The sequence below is a fragment of the Fervidicoccus sp. genome (genome assembly GCF_049967375.1).
Taxonomy (GTDB): Archaea; Thermoproteota; Thermoprotei_A; order Sulfolobales; family Fervidicoccaceae; genus Fervidicoccus; species Fervidicoccus fontis.
This window is the reverse complement of the sequence record NZ_JBMFSV010000011.1, coordinates 17,526-40,652: the sequence shown is the minus strand read 5'-3', so window position 1 is coordinate 40,652 and position 23,127 is coordinate 17,526. Positions and strand designations below refer to the sequence as shown.

The following is a 23,127-nucleotide window of genomic DNA, read 5'->3' as shown; positions in this document are numbered from 1 at the left end:
AATGTACTCTCTCTTTATGTAATATTTCTCAAAGTTCTTTTCAATAATCTTAGGAACTAAAACTTCTCCTGAATAACTCTCAAAAAAATTTACTTCTCTTTTCATCCTTTCTAAAGGATCTACAGTAAATTGATAGAAAAACCATACTATAGGAATATTTAAAAGGAACCATTTGATAAGTCCGTTTGGCTTTATATAGTTTTTTACAACTATTTTTTTGCCGTTTTCCTCACGAACTTCTGACTGTTCAAAAAAAGAAGCTAATTGCCAGAGAAAACTTATCCTGATATTCCTATTCTTCATGCTCATAAAATTCACAGCTTAAATGTTTACATATGTGTTGATGGTTGTTCCTCTTTTTCTTCTGCTACTTCTTGGAACCCCTTTTCCATTGCCTTTTTAATTTTCTCATCTATATCTTTAGCCTTGGAAGTCAGGTCTTCTAGATCAATTTCAAATTTTAAATAAGATGAAAGGACTCTTAATATTTCACCGACTGCCATATAATCAACAACATTGCTTGCCACATAGACTTCAATCGTTTCTCCGAGCAGAACAGCTCCCTCAATACCGTACATTTCTGCCAGTGCAGGAATTAATCCGTTTAGCCCCGAGATACCGCCGTTCATTGGCACACAACCAACTTTTGACAGTTCATCGATAAATTCTTTATTTGTCGCCGCAACAAAAACTTTCCTTCCGTTTTTTATTTCAGGAGAAACATATGCAGCTGCAGAAATGATTTTAGAAAAACCTAGGTCTACAAGCTTTTTGCTGAGATCAAATGCTAATGCTGTTTGAGCCTCTTCGCCTTGAGGCTGAAAACTAGCTGTTAGAACTGCAATTTGCAGTGATGATGATGAGTATAATTTTATGGACAATGGCTGTATGATTCCATCCATTACTATTACTGAGCTTGGAGATTGAACAGGAAAGAATTCCACGTATTCTTCGAGCTTCATTTTTGATATGAGAAAATCTGCGGTAGCCTTTCCAACTAAGGCCATACCCGGAAAACCAACTATTAGTGTTTTTCCTCTAAGGTTTTTTGTATCATTTTTTTCTATCACTATCAAAATTAACACTCTCAATAATTTTTTAGAAAACAAGAGATGATTAAGGTTTTCTTTTTAATCAAATAGCTTATTAATCTTATTATTTTTTATTTTATAAATAGTGGTAATTTCTTCTGAGGAGAGTTTTTAATATGAGTTCATCTCTGAAAGAAAGGATAAGAATAGCCGATGTCTTTTCGAAGAATAACGGAGAAAAAGTGCTTATTGCTGGATGGATAGAAGCAGTAAGAATCATCGGAGGAGTAATTTTTATTGTACTAAGAGACAGAAGCGGAAAAGTGCAAGCAGTAATAAAGAAAAATATAGATGAAAAACTTTTTAATGAGGCATCTGAACTGGGTTCTGAAGATGTTGTAGCAATAAAAGGAGAGGTTAAAGAAGCAAAAACATCTTTAGGAGATAGAGAGATAGTTGTGGAGAAACTATACACAATATCGAGGGCAACTAAGCCTGTGCCTATAGTTCCTGAAGATTGGGAAAAGACAAATATAAATGTCAGACTTGACTGGAGATTTTTGGATTTAAGGGCTACAAGAAATAGGCTAATATTTGTGGTAACAGATGAGGCAGTCAACGCATTAAGAGAATTTTACAGAAGCAATGGATTTATTGAGGTTTTTACTCCAAAAATCGTTTCTGAAGCTACAGAAGGAGGTGCTGAGGTTTTTCCTGTTATCTACTTTGATAAACCGGCTTTTCTTGCTCAGAGCCCGCAACTTTATAAACAAATGATGATGGCAGCAGGCTTTGAAAGAGTGTTTGAAGTTGGTCCAGCATATAGAGCTGAAAAGCATCATACGAATAGGCATTTAACAGAATATGAATCAGTAGATATAGAAATGAGCTTTATTGATAGCCATGAAGATGTTATGAAGATGGTTGAAAATGCTGTAATTTATTCCATAAAAAAAGTCAATGAAAAATACGGAAGTTATATTAAGCAGTACTTCCCAAGAATTCCAGAAATTCCAAGCAATGTTCCAAGAATAACACTTAGGGAAGCCCATAAGTTGCTGGAAAACAAAGGTTTTAAGCAACCTGATCCGAATGATCTTGATACTGAAGGAGAAAGGCTCCTAGGAGAAATTATGGAGAAGGAATATGGTTCACAGTTATTCTTTGTAACTGAATATTCATGGCTATATAGACCATTTTACACAATGAAAAAACCGGAAGAACCAAGCTTAACGAGAAGCTTTGACTTGATATATAGAGGTACGGAGATAGTTAGTGGGAGCCAGAGAGAGCATAGGGCAGACGTGTTGGAGAACCAGATAAAGGAAAAGGGACTAAATGTAAAGAACTTTGAGTTCTTTATAAAGTTCTTCAGATACGGAATGCCGCCTCATGGAGGTGCAGGACTAGGGTTGGAAAGGCTGGTTCAAATGATGCTTGGGCTTAAAAACATAAGAGAAGTAAGGTTGCTCCCGAGAGATCCGGAAAGGTTGTCACCATAGCTTCAAATCAAAGAGAGCTCACACGCTGTTTTTAAAATTCCATAAACTACGGACATTTCTCTTTCTTTGTAATTCATGCCTATTATTATATATAACCCATTTTCAAGCTTCTGTAACTCCTTTTTGATTTCTTTTTCTATTTCATTTCTGATAGAAAGGTCTTCGATTCCTGGAATATTTGTTTCCATATTGCAGTACTGCAATATAATAGAACCTTCGGCTCCCCATCTGATCGCAGAATCTCTCAACATAACTGTTTCCTTTAAAGATATTCTTCTTTTGCATGATTGAGCAATAAAAATAATTATAATTCTTTCCCATGCATTCATTCCACGAAGAAGAAAAGCCTCCCTAATGCGTATAGATTTAAGAACGCTTAATAAGTTTTCTTCTAGTGATTTAATTTTACCTGTTTGCAATATATATGCTTTGTCTTTTAAGCACTTTAATGCTCTTCTTACATAATACTCACTAAATCCAAAAACAGTTGATATTTGAGACCTCCCTATTCTCTTGTTAATAGATAACAGGTAAAGTATGAAAAAAATAAGATCTGGAGGGACTTGGCATTCATTTTTAGAAATTTCATCTATAGTGTTAATAAGAGAACATATATCATGTATCTCGCTAGAACCAGAGCTGTTCATTTACATATCCTCCGTTTTCTATAATCAAAAGAGCAATATCATGAGAGGTTATTTCCTTACTTGAAAGGATCTTTTTCTTCAGAACTTCCTCTTTAGGTTCGGCTTTTATTCCATATTCTTCATATAGCCATTCGGAAATTTCCTCTAGCGAATCTTTCTTTATGGAAAAGAGATCTCTTAAAAGGATCTCTTTAATTTCCCTATCTTTTTCGCTTTTCAAACTGTGCACCTTTCTTTATATTTAACCAACTAGATTTTTTATCGTTTAATTAAATATAATTATTTATAGATTTTGCTGGATTGATCAGAATGGAAAAACATCCTTCACAAAAGATTATTGGCGAAATTTCAAAAGAGCTAGAGGGAAAGAAAATCGTTTTAGGAGTAACGTCGAGTGTTTCTGCTTATAAATCAATAGATCTTGCAAGAACCTTGATGAAAAATGGGGCTGAAGTAACTGTAGTTATGAGCAGTGAAGCAACCAGATTTATTTCTCCATTAATGTTTGAATGGGCAACCGGCAACAAAGTATACTATGAGAAATTTGGAGGAGAGACTGGACATATATCTCTTTCAGAAGAGTACGATGCAATGGTCATCGCACCTGCAACGGCCAATACTATAACAAAGCTCTCTTTTGGGATCGCGGATTCAGCTGTAACATTAGCCGCCTTATCATTTTTAGGAGCCAAAAAACCTGTGATGGTTGTTCCAGCTATGCACATACAGTTATATAGAGCGCCTCAGGTCCAACAGGCTATAAACAAGCTTAAGGAGTATGGGGTTAGTTTACACGAGCCAATTTTGGAGAGAGATAAAGCAAAATTTCCCGATTTAAATGAACTCGAGTGGCATATTGAATCTTTCCTTCTTAGAGGAAACGACATGAATGGAATAAAATTTTTGGTCACAGCAGGACCAACAAGAGAGTTTATTGATACAGTAAGATTCATTAGTAATCCAAGCTCTGGGAAGATGGGAATAGCTATAGCCAGTGAGGCATTATACAGAGGAGGCAAGGTGTCTTTTATACACGGTCCTCTTTCTGTAGAAAAGATCCCCTCTTTCCATTCAACGATTTCTGTAATCAGCACAGATGAAATGCTGAACAGCGTAATTAGTGAAATGAAAATGTTTGATCCAGACGTGATAATTATGTCTGCCGCACCGTCAGATTTCAAACCAATTCAAACACAAACGAAAAAAATCAGTAGCGATAAACCTCTGACTCTTTCGCTTGAGCCTACACCCAAAATACTGAAAGAAATAGTGAGTAGGAAAAGAGAGAGTAGTGTTGTTATTTCATTTGCTGCAGATACCGTTGATAGCGATGAAGAGCTCATCAAAAAAGCAACCGAAAAGATAGAAAAGTATAGAGTTGATGCAGTTGTTGCAAATAATGTTAGCAGAAAAGACATAGGTTTTTCGTCTGATTTTAATGAAGTTATAATCGTCAAAAATGATGGCGAAATAGAAAAAATTCCAAGATCAGAAAAGAAAATAGTTGCGAGAAAGCTAATAGATGTTGTTGGTGAAATTATTGAGAAGAAACGGAGAAGATAGATGTATTAAAATTGCTCATCATATTTCTACTTTTTGGGCTCCTATATACAAAGATAATGAACTTTATACTGGATCAATTGGTGCGGGAATTCTGATTTCTCCATATGCAATTGCATGCTTAAATGAGGAATCGAGTTTTGAAGAACCTAGCGATTTGATAAAAGAAATCGACAAAATGATGGGAAGAGAAAAAAGCTTGCATTTTAAGTATATAGATGAACTTCCTCCCGCTTACGGCTATGCTAGAAGCGCATCATTAGCTATAGGATACACTTTTCTTTCTTTCATATATGAAAATAAGAAATTCACACTATTTGATATAGGAAGAATAGCTCATGTTGCAGAAGTTAGATCAAAAACAGGACTTGGCGATGTGAGTGCAATATTGGGAGGAAGAAAAATCCCAATAAGGCTTAAGGCTGGTGCTCCGGGGATATCACTTGTTGATTCTCTTATGATAAGAGAAAAGATATCAATAATAACAATACCATTGAAGAAAATAAGCACGAAAGACATGCTAAAAAATAAGGAAAGAGAATTTTACAACGCTGGCATGGAAGCCATGAGGCTTTTTTTAGATGAACCTGATTTTGAAAAGCTCGTTACGCTTGCATATGATTTTAGCAAAAAGACTGGCATGTTAAGCGAAGAGGTAGAATCGGTTATAAAAGAAGTAACAAAAAGTGTTGGCATTATCGGGTATTTTATTAAGAAAGGCATAGTTGTATTATTTGCTGAAGAAGGTACAGAAGATGATGTTATAGAAATGGCAAAAAAGAAGCTTAAAACTCAGCCGTTTAAGCATAAACTCCTTGACACAGGTATAGTTGTTTAAGGAAAGCTCATTAATCTCTTTGCTTCATTTTCTAACCTTTCTTTTATGTATATAATGTACTCTCCAAGTCTTCTTCTGTTATTATAATTACTAATTTTCTTCTTTAATTCTTCTTTTGGCAGTTTTTTCATTATCCTGGCTTTATCTATCATAAGCGGTATAGCTCTAGTAACATTGTCCATTATACTTACATCTGCGGCCATTGATGTACGTGAAAATGGGTTTAGGTCGATTGCTATCACTCTTTTCCCAATCTTTTTTAAAGCTTCAGTTCTATCTCCATCTTCTAGCATAACCAAAACAACATCCGCCTTTAATATTCCCCGAGGATCAACCTTTCTTCTTTCGCTAGATAATCCCGGTATACCTTCAACATACTCAAGTCCTAAAACTTCCTTTGCTCCTCTTTCCTTTAGAAAATCTACTATTTTTTTAACCCTTTCTTCTGTTCTGTAAAAAAGATTAACCTCTATCTTTGCGTCAATTATATTTGAAAGATTAATTATTTCATCAGGTACCAGGGCAGCCGCATTTCCATTAACTGAGATGACAGGATAGTTAGAAAGTAAAAGCATAGCAACAGCCACCTCTATAGAATCTTCTGCTAGAGGTATCGTTTTTTCTCCTATTATATAATCAAATGCTTCTCCTCTTCCCTGAGAGATCAACCCATTTATTACGACTATCCCATTTTTGAAACCTTCGATTATCTTTTCCCTCTCCATAAGGCTTCTATATCTAGGATGATCCCTAGGAACATACTCCATTTTTTAACACCAAATTCTTAGGTCTTAATACCGAAGTAGATTATATTTTTATATTTTATATTTTATATAACCAATATAAAAATAGGTGAAAATAAATGGTAAGAGCTATGACCAAAGATGCTTTAATAGCTGCTTTTGGAGGAGAATCTATGGCTCATATGAGATACCAGATTTTTGCGGATATAGCAGAAAAAGAAGGTTTTAAAAATGTTTCTAGGCTCTTTTGGGGAATAGCATATGCTGAGAAAGTACATGCTTCCAACCATTATAATGCTCTAAGAGAGTACAATGAAGACCAAATTGCTCATTCAGGTGTACCAATAGGTCCAGGAAACACAAGCAAAAATCTTGAGCTTGCAATAAGGGGAGAAGAATTTGAAGTAAAAGAAATGTATCCTGTTTATATTGATATCGCAAAAATGCAGGGAGAAAATGAAGCGCTGAAAAGCTTTAACTTCGCTTTGAAAGCAGAAGAGATCCATGCAGAACTTTACAAGCAGGCAAAAAAAGATGTGGACTCAGGAAAAGACTTTAATTTGAAGGGAAGAGTTTATGTATGTCCTGTATGTGGATACACGTATGTAGGAGAAGAGCCGCCGGAAAGATGCCCAATCTGCGGAGCAAAGAGAGAGATGTTTAGAGACTTTTAAAATATAATTTTTTAAAAAATTTGAATTTGAAATTATTTGGGGGATGATACTCGATGGGCGGGTTGAGGGCTTCCGATGAAGAGTATTTGCAATGTTGACCCTTTATAATGGTGAAGGTAAATGAGTAAGGATGATGTTGTTAAAAAAAGCGCTGAGCTACTTAGGCAAGGAGCCACTATGCTTTCTTTAACCTGCCCAATATGCGGTTCTCCCTTATTTAAACTTAAAAACGGAGATATTGTTTGCCCTATACATGGAAAGGTAATTATCGCAAGAGATGAAAGAGAGGTAAAGGAAAAACTTTCAGTGAACATTTACGACAGTATTATAGAAATTGCCTACAAAAGACTTAAAGAATTGAGCAAAAAAATCATCGACTCAGAGGATATGGAAAATGAATCAAAAATAGCTGATCTTCTTTATAAATGGATGAATATTATAGAAAAGGCAAAAAGGCTAAAAGAAGAGCAGAGTAAACAAATTTAAAAAATTTTTAATAAAGTTTATTTTAAAAATGAACTATAGGTCTTCTTATAAAGCGGATGCTCTTTTATTTCTTGGATTTCTTTTGCACTCAAGACATATTTCTCGCTTATTCCATATTTATGCTTCCACTTTTTCGCATTCCATTCTTCAAGAGACATTCCATTTTTCCTGAGAATAGGGTCTCTGTATATATCATTTAAGACATTGTATGCGCAGAAGGGTATCACTCTTCCATCAGGAGATGTATAGTGAATATTGCACCTCATTACTCTTTGTACATCATAGTTATATTGATCCATAAAGTGCATCGTGCCCAAGAATAGCAAAGAGTAGTGAAACTCGCCTAATGCACTATAACTTCTCTCAGTTATTATTTTATACAAAAGCTTTTTGAGGCTTTGCCCATTAGGTAACTTATCCTGTTTAATGAATTTTCCTATCTCTATTAGCATGCCAGCAAGTTGTACGTATTTCATGAATTTACCGGAGTTTTCAATCCTCTCTCTCTTTTCATCTAAGTACTCAATAAATCCATCTACATCTAGAAAATCTGTAATTGAGTGGAACCTCTTAAAGCTTCCATCATTGTTTCTTTCTACAATTACATATGTAGCAGCGCCACATGCTATGTGATTGGCCATTAAAAACTGCTCCTTGCCAGTTATCGCCTCAATGAATCTTGCAAACTTTGCTGCAACAGGTATTGGATACCACGATTCGCTTTTTATTTGTCCATCTGTTTGCTCTTCAAGTAATCTGAATAGATCTGGTATGGTTATTCTGAACTTTTCAACCTCGTGTTGCTTCATTCTTCCAGTGAGGCTTACCGGCTGAAAGTTTACTCCTCTTACTATATCCATGTTCTCTGCTGCAAATTTTACTATATTACCTAGGTCTTCATCATTAACAGATTTAATAACTGTTGGAACCAACACTACACTTGTCATACCGCTTTTTCTAAAAGCATCAAATATGAAGGGTATGTCCCAGTGATTTTTCGGATTTGTCTTTGGTGAGACTCCATCGAAGCTCATATATATCGTGTTAACACCGGCTTCCCTAAGCTCTTTTGCCCATTTTATTGCCTCCTCAGGATTCTTTCTGTACAGCTCAGCTAAAGGTATAGCTTCCGTATTCAACTGAATATGCCTTACCCCCTCTTCTTTAAACATCTTAACTATATCAACAATATCGTCTCTCATTAAAGGCTCTCCGCCGGTAATCTGTATAGCTAAAGTTACTTTCTGCTTCTTCAGTGCTCTAACCTGCTCCCTCAGTTGTTCTATAGTAGGCTCATAAACATAACCAGCTTTTTCGGCAAAGAAGAAGCAATACCAACATGAAAGATCGCACCTATTCGTTACAACTATATTAGCAAGTGCTGTATGGTTCTTATGCATAGGACACAGTCCACAATTAAAAGGACATGGTGCTGAAAGAGGAACGTAGATATTAGTCCCTCTTCCCTCTTCTTGATACTTCAAAAACCTATAGTATATTTTTGCACTTCCATAGTAAAGATCTTCAAATTCTCCATGCTCAGGACAAACCTTTCTTATATAGAGCTTGTCATTTCTTTCTACAATTATAGCAGGAATCAGTCTTTCACAGTATGGACAAACGCTCTGCGTGACCCTTACTATCTTTTCCCCCTCCTTCAGTTCGGGAATTTTGCCTCCTATTCCTATAGTTTTACCTTCTATTACAATAGTTTTTCCTTCCATTTTAGAAATTGGAGTCATTGCACTATTGAGGCTTTTCTCCTTGTTAACTTTAGAACTTTCAGTCATTATTTACAACCCTTTTTAGCTTTAACTAAACCTTTATATCTCAAGTTGTCAATATAAATAATTCTACTCTTTTTCCAGTAAAAAGGGAAATTCTTATCAACTATTAAATTTAATATCTCACTTTCAAATTTATTATAATTATATTTAGAAAAAAGGAGATTATTGTGAGAAGGGAACCTTTTAATTTAATAATAACCCATTACCCCGGTTATGATAATTTTGTAGTAGCCAGAGAGCAGATAAAAAACATCATTGAAAACATAAGAATTGTTGATACCTCACAAAGCATCATATTAGCCATTGTTGATGAGCCATATGCTACAATTGAAAAAATTAAAAGCCTTGAGCTAAAAGAGACGCCTATTTTAAGAATCATTCCTGTAGATAGAGTTACTGATGTTTTTGTTGATAGAGTAAAAGAGGTTATACATGAACTGTTTAATACAAAGGTAAAGAAAGAAGAGACCTTCAAAATAAAGCTAGACGGTCACCTCTATAAAAGACAAGAAGGATCTATCGAAAAAATACACAAAGATGAAGCAATAAAAATACTTGCAGAAGGTCTTGAAAACCCGGTGAACCTAAAGTCTCCTTCCTGGCTTGTGTATGTAAAGACTCTCAGGATGTATAAAGCAACTGAGCTAGCTAGTATAACAGTAACAAAGCCTGAAAACATAATAAGTTTAGCTCCTAAAGAATAATGGCAGGCGTTTTAATATGAGTGGAAGCTCAAGGCTTTTTGGAACTGATGGTATAAGAGGTAAATATCTAGAAAAAGTCAAACCTGGTCTAGCATATGATATTGGACTTGCTGTAGCAGCTCATGTAGGTGGAAGGGGAACTATAACAATTGGACATGATATAAGAACAACAAGTCCTCTTCTCGCATTAAGCGCAGGTTCCGGAGCAATGAGTGGTGGAACAGACGCGATATTCTTAGGAATGGTCCCGACACCCGTTTTAGCATACAGCGTTCCACACACAAAAAGCAAAGCAGGTATTATGATAACTGCTAGCCATAATCCCCCTCCAGACAACGGGATAAAGGTATTTCAATATAATGGAATGGAATATACGGAAAGAATGGAAGACGAACTTGAAAGGATAATACAAGTAAAGTCCGAAGTTCATGCATCTTGGGATCAAGTTGGAAGGCTTATAAATGCACCTGAAATTGGAGAAGATTACGTTGATGAACTGTCCTCCATGATGTCCCCTAGAACGGTAAAATATGTGCCAAGGGTATATGTCGATTGCAGTAATGGCGCTGCATCTAACTATACACCAAGACTCTTAAGAAAAATGGGAGCAAAGGTCTTTTCTGCAAATTGCCATCCTGATGGATATTTTCCCGCACATGAACCGGAACCGAGACAAGACGTTCTTGAGCCTTTAATAAATGTGGCCCAGCCTTTATCTCCAGATGTGATATTAGCACATGACGGGGACGCAGACAGACTATCTGCTTTAACTATAAAGAGGGGATTTATAAAACAAGATCACTTAATTGCGCTTTATGCAAAAGAAAAACTCCTTGAAGGCAAAGGCACAATAATAGTTAGTGTCGACGTTGGAAATAGCGTTAGTGATATTGTAGAAAAATATGGAGGAAGGTTGGTAAGAGCAAAATTAGGAAAACTCCACGAAAAACTTCTTGAATATCCAGGTGCTTTATTTGCTGCAGAGCCGTGGAAGCTTATTGATCCTAAATGGGGCATGTGGGTAGACGGGATATATCAGGCAATTTACCTTACAAAGTTAATGATGGAAGAAGGACTCAGTTTAGATGGGCTTCTAAGTGATATACCATGTTATCCATGGGCAAGAATAAGTATTCCTATAATTAATGATGGAGAGAAGAAAAGAGAGCTATATATGTTGATTGAAGAGAACATCCTGAGTACCTTTGATGGTTATAAAACTTTAACAAAGGTTGATGGAATTAGGTTGGATTTTGATGACAAAACCTGGTTTTTAATAAGAATGAGCGGTACGGAACCGAAAATTAGGCTATATGCTGAAGCGCCTACCACGCAGAAGCTTGAAGAGCTAGTCGATAAACTCAGTAAGATAATAAATGAAATATCATCAAAGCTTGGCGTAAAGCTCGGTAACTACAACGTAAACAAAGGCACATAATTTTTATTAAAAGTTTGTTTCATTCGCTTCCGCATAGCTTTTCTTTAGCCATTTTCTTATATTCTTCTATACATTCAAAAAAACATTTCCCAAAGCATTCAGATTCCCTTGAGCCACATGTATTTTCGCACTTTTTTTCACATACTTGTACTTTAAATCTAACAACGATTACAGTATGCTCACTACTTCCTAGTGAACTGTAAAAACTCTTTACTTCTAAAATGTTTTCCAAACCTAAGTTCCTTACGATCTTAATTAGAGTCTGCACATCAGCATATTCCTCATTAATTATACAACAAGACAAGTAGCTTGTAAGAGAAACACATAGCCTCTCAGTTATCTCTTTTTCGTTTAAGCTCATCTTTAGTGCACTCTCATATTTTTCGTCTTTCAATAGCATTTATGTAGCTGTCCTGTGGTATATCATCAATAATAACCTCTTCTGAGCTTTTCTTTACTATCCTTAATTTTCCTCCACCTTTCAAAACCTCTCCTATAATTGTGCACTCTATTCCATTGTCTTTTAAAAGACCAATAGCTTCGTTGGCCTTTTCTTTTGGAACAGTTGCCAGTAAAGATCCACTTGAGAGCGAAGTTAGAGGATCAGCCCCTATTATTTTAAGAATTTTAAATGTCAATGGGAGCACTGGAATCTTATCTAAATATATTCTGACATCGTTTCTGGAGGCATATGCCATTTCAAAGGAAGACGCTATGATTCCACCCTCAGTAGGATCATGCATGCTATTTGCTAAGCCATTTTCGCTTAGCAACATTGCTTCTTTATATACTGAAATCTTTCTGATAAGACTTTTTGCAAAATTTATTTCATCACTCGAAACTCCTGATTTTACTAGCAGATCGCCATGATCTAAGGCGGCCAAGGCTGTTGCTTCCAATGCTGCATATTTAGTCATAATAATGTAGTCTCCCGGCTGAGCCATTCCTGTAAGCCTTACCTGATTCTTCGATGCCTCACCTATAGCAGTTGTTATTATGACTGATCTATTAACTGAATCTGTAAATTCTGTATGTCCGCCTACAAGGGTTCCATTTATCTCCTTTAAAGCTTCATTTATTCCTGACATTATCTTTATTATGTCATCATAACTTGTTCCAACAGGAAGAAGTAATACTGTTAGAAACCATCTAGGCCTTGCTCCACTGGAAACTATATCGTTAGCAACAACATGAATTGAAAGCCAACCAATGCTATCAATAGCGGATGTAATAGGATCTACATGTGTTACTATAACTTTTTCATTTCCTATATCAATAATAGATGCATCTTCGCCTACTTTTGCACCTACGAGGACTCTATTATCTTTTATTCCTGTATAGCTTAAAACTATTTTTTCTAAAGCAGATATAGGGAGCTTTCCTGACACTTTTCTCTCCTATTTAAAGTTCAATATTAGCGTGTTTCTGCTTTAAGTCTTCTTCTTTCTTTCCTAATCTGTACATTAAACCAACAACTATGCCATCTAGTACAACAAGTGCCGTATCTTCGAAAAGAGTTCCGAGAGGAGCGAGAGGCTCATGAATTCCCAGAATTTGCCTAGCAAAGTAATCGTGTTCGTCTGCAAGCTTTGTCCTTCCTGGAACCTCTAAAACTAAATCAGATATTTCCCCAAGCGGGCTATTTAAAAAAGATGTCACTGCAATTATTTCGGCTCCAGTCTTTTTTGCCGCTCTTGCTGCAGTAATAATGAGCTCAGTTCTCCCTGAACCACTAATCGCCACTACTATATCTCCCTTTGAAATGCTTGGAGTTATAGTATCGCCAAGGACGTAACTATTAAATCCTAAATGCATCAGTCTCATTGCAAAAGCTCTTCCAACCAGACCACTTCTTCCAGCACCCATAACTAATATTTTGCTCTTAGAGTTATAAGCATCAACTAGCCTTTTCACAACTCTATCCACTTCGTCAAATTTGAGCTCATCTATTGATTTATTAATGAACGTTGCTATTTCCTTCATAGCTTCATATTCGTACTCCATATTTGACCCTTCTCGAATATTTTTTTAACACTCTAAAGGTTATTTTTACGAGGATAATTTACTTTTTATTCTACTAAATTATCAAAATGTATACTTTGCCCTTCTTTTTAAAACTGTTAGCTTTCATAAAGGTTTTTTAGTATTTAATTTGGAGGTCGACAAATTGTCACTAATTAATGAATTTCAAGAAAAAATGCCTGGAGAAGTATTAGTAAAGTTTAAAGACATGCTTTACAAAGAAGCAGAAGAAACAAAAAAGCAAGCTCTTTCTACTATTAAACTCTCTATCGAAGTCTATAAGGATGGAGAAAAGGAACTTGCATTAGTCGTATTAAAAGAGAGCATGAGAATAGCTAAAAGCTATCTTGAATTAATGGATAAGCTAGATGCAGATAAGGACACTGCGATCTCAATAATAACAGCTATTGAAGAAATAGAGGAGCTGATGAATCAAAATGAAAAAGTCTCATACATTTATGATATCTACAATGAATTACAATAAACAACTTTTATTTCTATTTTTAACGTTGGGAATAACATAGTAATTTTATAGCTTAAAGCAACGTCATTTATAGCGGAAAAGAAGCCTGATAAGTTCTTAAAAATATATGTTTCAAATATAAATGTATACCGGTTTTTAAATAATTCCTAAATTCTTATAAAAAGGAGATAAAGCAAAACAAAGAGTTTTGGAAGTGTTCAGAGTATTAATAAAAAATTAATATTAATCAATATTCTAAAATATTTTTAAAAAATTAAACTACTGAGCTATAATTTTCTATAGTTATCTTCTCTTTTCTTCCATTAGTACTCACTTTATCATAGCTTAATAGAAACCTGGTTTTCTCACGTTTACAACTTCCTTATTTACAAGATCTGGAGGCACTCTACCGTTAAGAAACTCTATTAAATTAGTTGCAACTTTCATTGCCATTCCATTTCTTGCTTCATGAGTAGCACTTCCGATGTGAGGTACTATAACAACATTATTAAGTTTTGTTAGCTCATGATTTGAAGGAAGCGGTTCTGATTCAAACACATCTAGTCCTGCACCAGCTATCCATCCTTCCTTTAATGCTTTAACGAGAGCTTGCGTATCAATGATTGGCCCTCTAGCCACATTTATTATATATGCAGTCTTCTTCATTCTCTTGAGCCTTTCTTCATTAATTAAATGATACGTTGATTTATTGAGATCTGTGTGTATTGAAACTACATCGCTCTTCTCAAGAAGCTCCTCTAAACTTGCATATTGTGCATTCAATCTTTTCTCTTCTTCAGGTGGCAACTTATTTACATCATAATATAATATATTCATTTCAAAGCCTAATGCACGCTGGGCAACGGCCCTTCCAATTCTCCCCATTCCAATTATTCCCAGAGTCTTTCCCTTCAATTCCATTCCTAAAAGCATTAATGGGTGCCATCCAGTTCTAGATCTCTCCCAGCTTCCATCTCTAACAAATTTATCTGCCTCTACAATTCTTCTAGTTATAGCTAAAATCAAGGCAAAAGTGAGATCTGCAGTTGAGTCTGTAAGAACTCCTGGTGTATTCGTAACGTAAACTCCCTTCTTGGTTGCATAGCTTAAATCTATATTGTCATATCCTACTGCATATTGGCTAATTATCTTTAAGTTTTTCGCCTTATCAAGCAATTCTGCATCAATTTTATCTGTAAGCAAAGATACAAGCCCATCAATATTTTTGACTTTTTCTAATAGGATCTCTCTTGGCGGTGCCCAATATTCTGGCCAAACTTCTACTTCAAAATATTTTTTTATAAGTTCTAAGCCTACAGAAGGTATTTCCCTTGTAATGTATACTCTTGGTTTTGACAAAGTACATCACTATGATTTTTTTCATATCGAAAATATTTAAAATTTTAAAGTATATATTCTCAATATGTCTGACCTTCTCCCGCCCTAAACGGGTGAGGCTTATCGTTATCTGTCAAATAACTTTTTAATCCAAAGAAGCTTTAATTTTTAAAAGGAAATGCTTTTATTTCTACTGGAATGTGAAAGGTGTTGAAATTGCAAAATGAGGACTTTCTTGATGAGGTTTTCAAAAGCATCAAGAGAGCATCGATATTTCTCGACAGAGATAAGCTAACACCGGACTATGTTCCTGAAAACCTACCATTTAGAGAAGAACAAATTAAAAAAATTGCTTCTATCCTTGCACAGGCTTTAAGAAATTCCAGACCGAACAATATTTTCACATATGGTCTAACAGGTACAGGAAAAACTGCAGTCGTTAAATTAGTGACGAAAAAACTTCAAGAAAGAGCAGTAGAATTAAAACTGCCTATACAAACAGTATATGTAAATTGCAGACAAAGAGATACAAGTTATAGAGTTCTTGCAGATATAATAGAAAGTTTGGGCGGACACGTTCCATTTACTGGATTAAGTCTTGCAGAGTTATATAGAAGGCTGATTTCTAAGCTTGAAAGTTTGGGCGGAAGATTTATTGTAATTTTAGATGAAATCGATTTTATAATAAAGAAACAAGGTGATGATCTGCTCTATAAATTAACTAGGATAAATGAAGAACTTAAAAATAGCTCTTTAAGCATGATCGGGATTACTAATGATCTTAACTTCATTGATAATTTGGACCCTCGTATAAGAAGTAGCTTAGGAGAGGAGGAAATTGTCTTTCCTCCGTACAATGCACTACAATTGAAGAGCATTCTCGAAGATAGAGCAAAAATTGCTTTCAGAACTGGTGCTTTAGATGAGGGAGTAATTGATCTCTGCGCTGCTTTAGCCGCAAGAGAGCACGGCGATGCTCGGAAGGCTCTAGATTTGCTACGAGTTGCAGGAGAAATAGCTGAAAGAGAAGGAGATGAGAAGGTTAGAAAAGAACATGTTGAAAAAGCGAGAAAAGAACTAGAAAAGGACAAAGTATATGAGGTCGTTTCAACCCTTCCTTTACATGCAAAGCTAATATTAGCCTCTATAGTAGATTTAACTCGAAGAGGAAAAGATTCTGCTACAACTGGTGAGATCTTCGTTGAATACTCAAAAAAGACGTCAGAGTTGAGACTTGAAACTTTAACACAAAGGAGAGTAACAGATATAATAAGCGAACTAGATATGATGGGGCTTGTAAGTGCTAGAGTTATCAGCAGAGGAAGATATGGAAAAACTAAAGTTGTAAAACTAATAGCAAACTTGAATACAGTGCTCAATGCATTAAAGGATGATGAAATTTTGGAGTCAGTGGTAGATGTTGATAAATAAAATTGCAATAGGAATAGATGATGGTCATTTTGAAAAGGGAAAAAACAAAAACACTGTAATCGTGGGAGTTAAGTTTAACGGATTCAATCCTGTTAGTGCTTTCATAAGGAAAATTGGTGTTGATAGGACAGATGCCACAGAAAGAGGGATAGAGCTTATTCAAAGTGCAACAGAAGGAATCAACTCCAAAGATGTTGTTGTATTTTTAGATGGAGTAACATATGCAGGGTTCAATTTTATAGATCCGGAAGAAATTAAAGAAAAAACAAAAATGGAAATTATAGCGATTTTTTCGAGAAAGCCCAATCAAGATAAAATTGAAAATGCCTTGAGGCTTCACTTTTCCGATTGGGAATACAGATGGGAGCATATTTATAAAGTAATAAAGAATGTCAGAAGCATAGTGAACTTTAGAGGAAAGCTATATTTTTTTACAACAATAGAAAATGCGAAGGATGCGGAATTTCTCATAGAAAGCTACCAGTTAATTTCTAAATTACCTGAACCAATAAGGGTTGCACATATAATAGCAAAAGAAATTTCTTTTTTCTTAATAAAAGAAAACACGATTTGAAATTTATATATAAACGACACTATAATAATGCTTCAAATATTTTTTTCATGGTTGTTGCTATGTCATCGTCTGTATTAATTTCAATGACTTTATTTCCATAACAACTCTTTGCTTCCAGTAAAATTACACTCAACTCTTCGGAATCAATGTTCTCTTCTATTTTTCTCTTTTCCCAACCTCTATTTTTGAGTCTATCATAGAGCTTTTCGGGGCTAGTCCTAAGAACTATAACTCTTTCTACCTTATTTTTGTCTGCAATACATGGATAGTGAGAGGAAATTACTATTAAATCTTCACTTGCAAGCTCAATGATCTTGTTTATTTCTTCTTTTAGAGCTTCTATATCAATAACCAAGGATTTTCTTAAACAATCATAGGCAAAAATAAGATCCTCTTTTATAGCCAGCTCTCCCGCATCAATCATAAGAGCATTTTCTTTAAGCTCTTTCTCTAAATTCTTCAAAATTGTAGTTTTACCTGTTCCAGGAGTCCCAGTTATAATAAAAATCTTTTTCATTTTGCTCACAGGAGACCCAGTCCGTTAGGTAGGGGAAGTTAAGTATAAATGCAAAAAGGCAAGATAAAAAACTTAAGTGATGTTCCCTAAGCTGACCTCCTCCCCGCCTTAAAGGGCGAGGGTTTCAGTTGTAAAGAGGCGTACCATGAAGGCCGCTGGAAACCCAAAGCCTAGACAAGCTGTTTTGGGGTTTCATAAAAGTTTATGTTATCTGATGTTATTTCTTTGTTTTACTTTGGGCTCAAGACTGACACTAATTCCAATTGTCATGATTAGGAAGCATTTACAGCCCTTCAAAGCTGATCACTAGGCTTTAATAAAAATTAAAAGCTTAAAAATGTTCAAATTTCATCCTAACATTAAAAGGCAAGGTTTTCAGCTATGATAAAAAAATTTCGTTGATATTAGCTTCAAATGGGTGGTCTATCAAAGTAAATATTCTTCGCTTTGGCCGAAATTGGTATTCCGAAAGCGACATCTGCATCTATAAGACCTAGCTCAATTGCGGCTACTCCAATAGAATACATTATTCTATTATCGATATTAAGTAATGAAGCCATCTTTACAGAGGAACCAAGCGAAATACCTAAATTAACTAGGAAGCAAGCTGTATTTGGATCGATCTTTTATTTTTCCGATCTTTTTAATCCCTGATCAATTATCTTGCAACCTATTAAAACTATTGCATCGCTATTTCTTACATTGTTTGTATCTCTTGAAAAGAATGAACCAAAGTATGAAGATAACTCTTCCATTTTATTTGCAAGTTTCTCCTTTTCTTCTTTTTTCCAATATTATTGTTGTTATGTTATCCATACCTCTTGCTTTGGAGCGCTTTTCGCAGAAGCTACCATAAGCTTAGCTACTGTGATTGAAGATTCGTAGATCGATTCTTTTTTATTTATCACTATGCTCGCCCTAAAAATTTTATTTGGTATTTTTCTTATTTATTTTAAGGTTTAATGTGATATATACTTTCTGTTGTTTACCTTCGGATTTTATTGCTCTAACTTACATACTTTTATTTGTATTTGTTGAAATATTAGCAAACCATTTAAATTTAAAGATTAAATTTAAAGAAATTGAATCACAAAAGTCAAAAATATAGCAACCACTATAATTCTTCAAAAGGGTAAGATTATGATTCATGTGAGAATATCTATGGCAATGACTGCAGATGGAAAAACAGCCGATGAAGAAGGAGAATGGTATCCTCTATGTCAATATGAAAGAGAAAGATTTTATAGAAACATTGAATGGTCAGATGCAGTAGTTGTTGGTGCTGATACCGTGTTGACGACAAATATATCTTTTCTATCACCTTCTTCTCTGAAAAATCCACTAAGAGCAGTAATTGATCCAAAGCTTAAAACTCCAATAGAAAGAAAAGTATATGATACATTGAGAGGTCCTGTGTTAATATTTTCTAGTAAGGAAGCTTATAACGCAAAAAGAGATAAAATTGAAAAACTCAATTCGAAAGGAATTGAGATAGTCACAATTAATGAAAAAGAAGGATATTTAAGTACTAAAGAAATTTTAAATGTATTAAAAAAACGTGGATGTGAAAAAATTCTTGTTGTAGGCGGAGGAAGAACCAATTGGTTCTTCCTAAAGGAGGGCCTTGTTGATGAGTTTTATATAACGGTAACTCCATACATTCTGGGAAATACTAAATATTCTCCAGTAAGTGGAAGTGGCTTCCCTTTTCCTGGAATTAAACTAGAATTGCTTAGTATGGAAAAGTGCCCCTGTGGAGAGGAAGTTATCCTCAAGTATAAAGTACATAATAATCTCCAGAATATTCTAGATAAAATTAACGAATAAAATATATTCAATTATTCAATGCTGATTCTATATGTTCTTTATTAACAAACGTGCTCTAGACTAATCTTTCTTTATTGACCTTCTTATTTTGCCAAGAATACCTTCTTATTCTCTTAGACCTCCCATATCCACAAGCAGCACAGTATCCTTTAGCTACATTAAAACTATGCCTTCCGCATCTTCTACATCTTATATGTGTTAATCCATTAGAGTGCTTTCCCATCGAAGTAGTTCCTTTTACCATTTTATTATCACTCTCCTAGTTATCTTATCCATTTGATGCAGGCGATATTATGATTACATTATCTCCTCTGATTATAACTGTGCCTAGTTTTCTAGCCTGTCCATCTGGAAATAGTTCTTCGGCATCTTCTAAAACTATATTCAAATGATGGTCATAACTTTTCAGTTTTCCTCTTACTTCCTTGTTGCCTTTTAGCTTTACTAAAACTGTTTGTCCCATTGAAGATGAAAGTATCTTATGTGCAGTATCACTCATTTTATTCACCAAACTGGTAATTGTTATTTCATATAGTTTGCATTAATTAAACTTAACACTTTTTCTTTTATAACTCTTAAGTATGTTTCACAGATTTATGACTTAATAAAGCTTAACATTTAAATTTTTTATAAAAAGGGATGAGATTTTGAGAAGGCATTATTTATCAAAAAAAGAAAAAGATGAAATTTTAAAAGAAGTTAACTCAAAGTTAAAGATCTCCCTTGAGCCAGAAAAAGTTGAAATTCTAGAAAGCAAAGAATTCAGTTGCTATCTTTTCGACTCAGTTCCTGCATTATGCAAAACTGAGGACAAATTTTTTCCTCATCTGAAGTACTTGCTAAAACATAGAGATACAATTTTGCCTAAGATTTTTGTTGACAAGGGAGCAGTTAAGCCTGTATCTTCTGGCGCCGATCTTATGGCACCTGGAATTGTAAGAATAGAAGGAGATTTTTTACCTGGCGACATAGTGATCGTTGAGGATTTGGAGCATAAACTGCCTATTGCAGTAATGATAGCAGAAATGTCATCTGCTGAAATGAAAGTTACCAAAAAAGGAAGAGTTGCTAGAAATATACATTATGTTGGAGATAAATTTTGGAACGTTTGATTTTTGGATTCAGGTTTTATATTAAATTTCTTTTTCAGAAAGCTATTTATTTTCTTAAAAATTTTGACTTTCCATTTTCAAAAATATCTTTTATTATTAAAAAAAGAACTGTGGGTTCGTTGATTATTTTTTCAGTTATCAGCCCCATCTTTTCTGCCAAACAGTAGGAGTAAAGATGATAGCAGTTTTGCCTTTTCTCCCTATAAATAACATTTAATGAAAAATCTGTACAACTGCAAAAGCTATAAGGAATTAATATGTGATCTTCTTTATCGCCTAAAAAAACAGCTATAAGAGGATTTCTACTTATAATAACTATCTTTTTTTCTAAAGCCTTAACTAGGGCTTTTCCTTTACTTGATTCAGGAAGTCCAAAAGAATACTCTGAGCATAGCTTTTTCGCGTTTTCAATTCTTTCCTTTTCTATAGAACTGCTTGACAATAGGAGGTTCTCCTCCGACAATTAATGCATCTATCATTCCAATAAATAGACCTGTTTCAACTACTCCCGTTATAGATTTTAAAGTATTATTAAGTTCTTCCAGACTGATTTTCCAGTTTTTTATCTGAATATCGACTATTACTCCATAACTATCGCTTATAACAGGTCCCCATTTACCTTCTTTAGAATATCTAACATTGCCTATCACACCAATATCCTTTAATTTTTTAATCACATAGTTGACTGCTTCGGGTTTTACTTCAATAGGTATAAAACTATTATTCAGCTCTTTTTTTAGCTTTGAAGTATCCGCAATAGCAACAAAATATTTGCTCATAGATGCTAGTAGCTTTTCTCTAAAGAGAGCTGCCCCTCCACCTTTTATAGCGGTTCCATTATCATCTATAGCGTCCACACCATCAATATATATATCAATGCTTTCTATTGAATCGATGCTTAATACTTTCGCTCCTTTCTGCTTTAATCTTAAAGTGCTATCAAAACTTGAAGTAACAAAAACTTTTCCCTTTAAAATATCTTCTGGAAGATAATCTATGAAATAACTAGTGGTAGATCCTGTACCTATTCCGATGACTTTGGCCTTTTTCACTTCTTCCAAGTTAGTAGCTATACTGGCTGCTATTTTCTTTTCTTCCTCTTTCTGCAATTCTAGTCCCCCAAACGTCTTAATAAAATAAGAACTAGATTGATTTAAAATCCTTTAAAAATATTATTTAAATGTTCGTTATATTTATTTATTAAAAATAATTTTACAGAGGCGATGTTGTTGGGTAGAAGGAAAAGAAAGAGACAGCAACTTAAGAAGCCTGTGCGGAAAATACCAAAAATATTCGTATGTCCGCATTGTAGTAAGGAGTCATTAAGAATTGTAATCCGTCCTAAGCAGGGTGAAGACAAAGCTATAGCTGAGGCTTCCTGTGGAGAATGCGGCTTTTGTGCTAGATTTTATGTTCCCAATATATTTGAACCGGTAAACGCGTATGGTAAAGTTATTGATTTATATGATAGTTTTGAAGGAGACATAGAAAAAGAGATAGCTAGTAATAAATGTATTGGAGAACTTGACGGCTCAAGGATCGAGAAAGAAGAAGAGGATGAAGGTGCTGAAGAGGATGAAGGTTAAAGAATATCTCGAAGAAAGAAGGAAATTTGGCACATTGCATTTTACGCTTATTGATCCTCATAAAACAAATGCTGAAAATGCGGGAAAAATTGCTTCAATACTAAAAGATATAGGAACTGATGCTTTTCTCTTGGGAGGAAGTATTGGTGTAGATCCTATTGAAGCATCTGAAATAGCACTCAAACTCAAGGAGACTGGTCTTCCAGTTATAATATTCCCGGGAGATTTAACAAATATAGTAAAGACCGCCGATGCAATTTTATTTATGAGCCTTTTAAATAGTGAAAATCCTTATCATATAATTGGCGCTCAAGTTCAGGGGGCATTTCTAGTTAAAAAATACGGATTAGAAACCTTGCCAACAGCATACATCGTTATAGGTTATGGAGGAGCTGCCGGTTATATGGGAATGGCTAGACCTATACCATGGGATCAGGTAAATATATCAATAGCATATGCCCTTGCAGCAAACATGCTAGGAATGAGATATATTTATTTAGAAGCAGGTTCAGGTAGCCCGCAACACATTCCTCCGGAAGTTATTAAAAGCATTAAAAAAACCGTTCCCGAAGCTTTTTTGATTGTTGGAGGTGGAATAAGAACTAAAGAGGCAGCACTTTCTGTTGCAGAAGCTGGGGCCGATGCGATAGTTACCGGAAATATAGTAGAAGAAGACATTAAGAAAGCTGAAGAAATTATCAAAGCAATAAAGAAAAAAGATTAACAAAAAAACTTTATTTTTAAATTGCTTTTAAGCAAGCAGTTAATTCAATTTACTGCTTCTTTTCTTCTTTCTTCTCTTTCTTCTTTCCCTTCTGGGACATTCTTTTATTCACCTGTATATTAA

Annotated in this window: 29 protein-coding genes and 1 pseudogene; 14 read left to right on the top strand and 16 right to left on the bottom strand. The window is 34.7% G+C overall.

Annotated features, from left to right (window positions below):
- Positions 1 to 309 (bottom strand): annotated as a pseudogene (locus ACP5SL_RS03270) (hypothetical protein); the annotation flags it as partial.
- 20 nt (positions 310 to 329) lie between these two features.
- Positions 330 to 1,070, bottom strand: coding sequence for a PAC2 family protein (locus ACP5SL_RS03265; RefSeq protein ID WP_428228182.1), 741 nt, complete (start codon positions 1,068 to 1,070; stop codon positions 330 to 332).
- Positions 1,071 to 1,207: 137 nt separating this feature from the next.
- Between ACP5SL_RS03265 and aspS the strand changes: the two genes are divergently transcribed.
- Complete coding sequence (gene aspS, locus ACP5SL_RS03260) at positions 1,208 to 2,533, top strand: aspartate--tRNA(Asn) ligase (protein WP_014557974.1); 1,326 nt, start codon at positions 1,208 to 1,210, stop codon at positions 2,531 to 2,533.
- A gap of 2 nt (positions 2,534 to 2,535) precedes the next feature.
- Here the strand turns inward: aspS and ACP5SL_RS03255 are convergent, their stop codons facing one another.
- A complete protein-coding gene (locus ACP5SL_RS03255; RefSeq protein ID WP_428228179.1) occupies positions 2,536 to 3,180 on the bottom strand; it encodes a DUF4443 domain-containing protein in 645 nt (214 codons plus the stop codon).
- Positions 3,161 to 3,400: a hypothetical protein gene (locus ACP5SL_RS03250; RefSeq protein WP_014557976.1), complete on the bottom strand. Its 240-nt coding sequence runs from the start codon at positions 3,398 to 3,400 to the stop codon at positions 3,161 to 3,163. Before ACP5SL_RS03250 ends, ACP5SL_RS03255 begins: the two co-directional genes overlap by 20 nt.
- Before the next feature lie 89 nt (positions 3,401 to 3,489).
- Between ACP5SL_RS03250 and coaBC the strand changes: the two genes are divergently transcribed.
- Complete coding sequence (gene coaBC / locus ACP5SL_RS03245; RefSeq protein ID WP_193804019.1) at positions 3,490 to 4,743, top strand: bifunctional phosphopantothenoylcysteine decarboxylase/phosphopantothenate--cysteine ligase CoaBC; 1,254 nt, start codon at positions 3,490 to 3,492, stop codon at positions 4,741 to 4,743.
- Complete coding sequence (locus ACP5SL_RS03240) at positions 4,721 to 5,578, top strand: pantoate kinase (RefSeq protein WP_428228178.1); 858 nt, start codon at positions 4,721 to 4,723, stop codon at positions 5,576 to 5,578. The genes coaBC and ACP5SL_RS03240 overlap by 23 nt, the downstream gene beginning before the upstream one ends.
- Here the strand turns inward: ACP5SL_RS03240 and ACP5SL_RS03235 are convergent.
- Positions 5,575 to 6,345 (bottom strand): 4-phosphopantoate--beta-alanine ligase, encoded by a 771-nt coding sequence (locus ACP5SL_RS03235; RefSeq protein WP_014557979.1) that lies wholly within the window; start codon positions 6,343 to 6,345, stop codon positions 5,575 to 5,577. The genes ACP5SL_RS03240 and ACP5SL_RS03235 overlap by 4 nt on opposite strands.
- Positions 6,346 to 6,440: 95 nt before the next feature.
- Between ACP5SL_RS03235 and ACP5SL_RS03230 the strand changes: the two genes are divergently transcribed.
- Both ACP5SL_RS03230 and ACP5SL_RS03225 read left to right on the top strand, forming a co-directional pair.
- The gene (locus ACP5SL_RS03230) at positions 6,441 to 6,995 is read left to right on the top strand and encodes a rubrerythrin family protein (RefSeq protein WP_428228177.1); all 555 of its coding nucleotides are present in this window, start codon (positions 6,441 to 6,443) and stop codon (positions 6,993 to 6,995) included.
- A 120-nt stretch (positions 6,996 to 7,115) separates the two neighbouring features.
- Positions 7,116 to 7,481 carry an Sjogren's syndrome/scleroderma autoantigen 1 family protein gene (locus ACP5SL_RS03225; protein WP_014557981.1) on the top strand — a complete coding sequence of 122 codons (366 nt, stop codon included), beginning with the start codon at positions 7,116 to 7,118 and terminating at the stop codon, positions 7,479 to 7,481.
- A 17-nt stretch (positions 7,482 to 7,498) separates the two neighbouring features.
- Here the strand turns inward: ACP5SL_RS03225 and tes are convergent, their stop codons facing one another.
- Positions 7,499 to 9,271, bottom strand: a complete 1,773-nt coding sequence (tes, locus tag ACP5SL_RS03220) for a tetraether lipid synthase Tes (protein ID WP_428228176.1) — start codon at positions 9,269 to 9,271, stop codon at positions 7,499 to 7,501.
- Between the two features lie 164 nt (positions 9,272 to 9,435).
- On the opposite strand from tes, the gene ACP5SL_RS03215 reads away from it, so the two are divergent.
- The gene (locus ACP5SL_RS03215) at positions 9,436 to 9,972 is read left to right on the top strand and encodes a hypothetical protein (RefSeq protein ID WP_428228175.1); all 537 of its coding nucleotides are present in this window, start codon (positions 9,436 to 9,438) and stop codon (positions 9,970 to 9,972) included.
- A gap of 16 nt (positions 9,973 to 9,988) precedes the next feature.
- A complete protein-coding gene (locus ACP5SL_RS03210; protein WP_014557984.1) occupies positions 9,989 to 11,410 on the top strand; it encodes a phosphopentomutase/phosphoglucosamine mutase in 1,422 nt (473 codons plus the stop codon).
- Between the two features lie 19 nt (positions 11,411 to 11,429).
- On the opposite strand, the gene ACP5SL_RS03205 is transcribed toward ACP5SL_RS03210, so the two are convergent.
- From ACP5SL_RS03205 to hxlB, 3 genes are read right to left on the bottom strand one after another with little or no spacing between them, the layout of a single operon-like run.
- A complete protein-coding gene (locus ACP5SL_RS03205; protein WP_148683642.1) occupies positions 11,430 to 11,771 on the bottom strand; it encodes a hypothetical protein in 342 nt (113 codons plus the stop codon).
- Between the two features lie 13 nt (positions 11,772 to 11,784).
- On the bottom strand, positions 11,785 to 12,798 hold the full coding sequence (locus tag ACP5SL_RS03200; RefSeq protein ID WP_014557986.1) for an AIR synthase-related protein: 1,014 nt from the start codon (positions 12,796 to 12,798) through the stop codon (positions 11,785 to 11,787).
- Positions 12,799 to 12,811: 13 nt separating this feature from the next.
- A complete protein-coding gene (gene hxlB / locus ACP5SL_RS03195) occupies positions 12,812 to 13,414 on the bottom strand; it encodes a 6-phospho-3-hexuloisomerase (protein WP_014557987.1) in 603 nt (200 codons plus the stop codon).
- 163 nt (positions 13,415 to 13,577) lie between these two features.
- Here hxlB and ACP5SL_RS03190 point away from each other — a divergent pair, with 163 nt between their 5' ends.
- Positions 13,578 to 13,916, top strand: a complete 339-nt coding sequence (locus ACP5SL_RS03190; protein ID WP_148683643.1) for a hypothetical protein — start codon at positions 13,578 to 13,580, stop codon at positions 13,914 to 13,916.
- Between the two features lie 324 nt (positions 13,917 to 14,240).
- Here the strand turns inward: ACP5SL_RS03190 and gyaR are convergent, their stop codons facing one another.
- Positions 14,241 to 15,254 (bottom strand): glyoxylate reductase, encoded by a 1,014-nt coding sequence (gene gyaR, locus ACP5SL_RS03185; RefSeq protein ID WP_014557989.1) that lies wholly within the window; start codon positions 15,252 to 15,254, stop codon positions 14,241 to 14,243.
- A 186-nt stretch (positions 15,255 to 15,440) separates the two neighbouring features.
- Between gyaR and ACP5SL_RS03180 the strand changes: the two genes are divergently transcribed.
- Positions 15,441 to 16,664, top strand: coding sequence for a Cdc6/Cdc18 family protein (locus ACP5SL_RS03180; RefSeq protein WP_014557990.1), 1,224 nt, complete (start codon positions 15,441 to 15,443; stop codon positions 16,662 to 16,664).
- A complete protein-coding gene (locus tag ACP5SL_RS03175; RefSeq protein ID WP_014557991.1) occupies positions 16,651 to 17,238 on the top strand; it encodes a DUF99 family protein in 588 nt (195 codons plus the stop codon). The genes ACP5SL_RS03180 and ACP5SL_RS03175 overlap by 14 nt, the downstream gene beginning before the upstream one ends.
- Before the next feature lie 19 nt (positions 17,239 to 17,257).
- On the opposite strand, the gene ACP5SL_RS03170 is transcribed toward ACP5SL_RS03175, so the two are convergent.
- Positions 17,258 to 17,755, bottom strand: a complete 498-nt coding sequence (locus ACP5SL_RS03170) for an AAA family ATPase (protein WP_244403698.1) — start codon at positions 17,753 to 17,755, stop codon at positions 17,258 to 17,260.
- Positions 17,756 to 18,165: 410 nt separating this feature from the next.
- Positions 18,166 to 18,378 (bottom strand): DUF2148 domain-containing protein, encoded by a 213-nt coding sequence (locus ACP5SL_RS03165; protein ID WP_428228181.1) that lies wholly within the window; start codon positions 18,376 to 18,378, stop codon positions 18,166 to 18,168.
- A 517-nt stretch (positions 18,379 to 18,895) separates the two neighbouring features.
- Between ACP5SL_RS03165 and ACP5SL_RS03160 the strand changes: the two genes are divergently transcribed.
- A complete protein-coding gene (locus ACP5SL_RS03160; protein WP_014557994.1) occupies positions 18,896 to 19,582 on the top strand; it encodes a RibD family protein in 687 nt (228 codons plus the stop codon).
- 55 nt (positions 19,583 to 19,637) lie between these two features.
- Here ACP5SL_RS03160 and ACP5SL_RS03155 read toward each other — a convergent pair whose 3' ends face one another.
- Together ACP5SL_RS03155 and ACP5SL_RS03150 are read right to left on the bottom strand one after the other, a co-directional pair.
- Positions 19,638 to 19,826: a 50S ribosomal protein L37e gene (locus ACP5SL_RS03155; protein WP_014557995.1), complete on the bottom strand. Its 189-nt coding sequence runs from the start codon at positions 19,824 to 19,826 to the stop codon at positions 19,638 to 19,640.
- Positions 19,827 to 19,850: 24 nt separating this feature from the next.
- Positions 19,851 to 20,081 (bottom strand): LSM domain-containing protein, encoded by a 231-nt coding sequence (locus tag ACP5SL_RS03150; protein WP_014557996.1) that lies wholly within the window; start codon positions 20,079 to 20,081, stop codon positions 19,851 to 19,853.
- A gap of 148 nt (positions 20,082 to 20,229) precedes the next feature.
- Between ACP5SL_RS03150 and ACP5SL_RS03145 the strand changes: the two genes are divergently transcribed.
- Complete coding sequence (locus ACP5SL_RS03145; RefSeq protein WP_014557997.1) at positions 20,230 to 20,694, top strand: DUF1947 domain-containing protein; 465 nt, start codon at positions 20,230 to 20,232, stop codon at positions 20,692 to 20,694.
- Positions 20,695 to 20,740: 46 nt separating this feature from the next.
- Here the strand turns inward: ACP5SL_RS03145 and ACP5SL_RS03140 are convergent, their stop codons facing one another.
- Both ACP5SL_RS03140 and rpiA read right to left on the bottom strand, forming a co-directional pair.
- Entirely contained in the window at positions 20,741 to 21,136 is a 396-nt protein-coding gene (locus ACP5SL_RS03140) for a hypothetical protein (protein WP_272984733.1), read from the bottom strand.
- Entirely contained in the window at positions 21,102 to 21,803 is a 702-nt protein-coding gene (rpiA, locus tag ACP5SL_RS03135; RefSeq protein WP_014557999.1) for a ribose-5-phosphate isomerase RpiA, read from the bottom strand. The genes ACP5SL_RS03140 and rpiA overlap by 35 nt, the downstream gene beginning before the upstream one ends.
- A gap of 120 nt (positions 21,804 to 21,923) precedes the next feature.
- Here rpiA and ACP5SL_RS03130 point away from each other — a divergent pair, with 120 nt between their 5' ends.
- Together ACP5SL_RS03130 and ACP5SL_RS03125 are read left to right on the top strand one after the other, a co-directional pair.
- Positions 21,924 to 22,280 (top strand): transcription elongation factor, encoded by a 357-nt coding sequence (locus ACP5SL_RS03130; protein WP_158308313.1) that lies wholly within the window; start codon positions 21,924 to 21,926, stop codon positions 22,278 to 22,280.
- Positions 22,270 to 23,004, top strand: coding sequence for a geranylgeranylglyceryl/heptaprenylglyceryl phosphate synthase (locus tag ACP5SL_RS03125; protein ID WP_428228174.1), 735 nt, complete (start codon positions 22,270 to 22,272; stop codon positions 23,002 to 23,004). Before ACP5SL_RS03130 ends, ACP5SL_RS03125 begins: the two co-directional genes overlap by 11 nt.
- Positions 23,005 to 23,127: the final 123 nt, after the last annotated feature.

Bases quoted from the DNA above. Each gene is read 5' to 3' on its own strand.
- ACP5SL_RS03205 (WP_148683642.1), bottom strand. From the start codon at position 11,771: ATGAGCTTAAACGAAAAAGAGATAACTGAGAGGCTATGTGTTTCTCTT.
- ACP5SL_RS03235 (WP_014557979.1), bottom strand. From the start codon at position 6,345: ATGGAGTATGTTCCTAGGGATCATCCTAGATATAGAAGCCTTATGGAG.
- ACP5SL_RS03255 (WP_428228179.1), bottom strand. From the start codon at position 3,180: ATGAACAGCTCTGGTTCTAGCGAGATACATGATATATGTTCTCTTATT.
- aspS (WP_014557974.1), top strand. From the start codon at position 1,208: ATGAGTTCATCTCTGAAAGAAAGGATAAGAATAGCCGATGTCTTTTCG.
- coaBC (WP_193804019.1), top strand. From the start codon at position 3,490: ATGGAAAAACATCCTTCACAAAAGATTATTGGCGAAATTTCAAAAGAG.
- ACP5SL_RS03160 (WP_014557994.1), top strand. From the start codon at position 18,896: ATGATTCATGTGAGAATATCTATGGCAATGACTGCAGATGGAAAAACA.
- ACP5SL_RS03170 (WP_244403698.1), bottom strand. From the start codon at position 17,755: ATGAAAAAGATTTTTATTATAACTGGGACTCCTGGAACAGGTAAAACT.
- ACP5SL_RS03155 (WP_014557995.1), bottom strand. From the start codon at position 19,826: ATGGTAAAAGGAACTACTTCGATGGGAAAGCACTCTAATGGATTAACA.
- ACP5SL_RS03225 (WP_014557981.1), top strand. From the start codon at position 7,116: ATGAGTAAGGATGATGTTGTTAAAAAAAGCGCTGAGCTACTTAGGCAA.
- hxlB (WP_014557987.1), bottom strand. From the start codon at position 13,414: ATGGAGTACGAATATGAAGCTATGAAGGAAATAGCAACGTTCATTAAT.
- ACP5SL_RS03125 (WP_428228174.1), top strand. From the start codon at position 22,270: ATGAAGGTTAAAGAATATCTCGAAGAAAGAAGGAAATTTGGCACATTG.
- ACP5SL_RS03175 (WP_014557991.1), top strand. From the start codon at position 16,651: ATGTTGATAAATAAAATTGCAATAGGAATAGATGATGGTCATTTTGAA.
- ACP5SL_RS03230 (WP_428228177.1), top strand. From the start codon at position 6,441: ATGGTAAGAGCTATGACCAAAGATGCTTTAATAGCTGCTTTTGGAGGA.
- ACP5SL_RS03150 (WP_014557996.1), bottom strand. From the start codon at position 20,081: ATGAGTGATACTGCACATAAGATACTTTCATCTTCAATGGGACAAACA.
- tes (WP_428228176.1), bottom strand. From the start codon at position 9,271: ATGACTGAAAGTTCTAAAGTTAACAAGGAGAAAAGCCTCAATAGTGCA.
- ACP5SL_RS03210 (WP_014557984.1), top strand. From the start codon at position 9,989: ATGAGTGGAAGCTCAAGGCTTTTTGGAACTGATGGTATAAGAGGTAAA.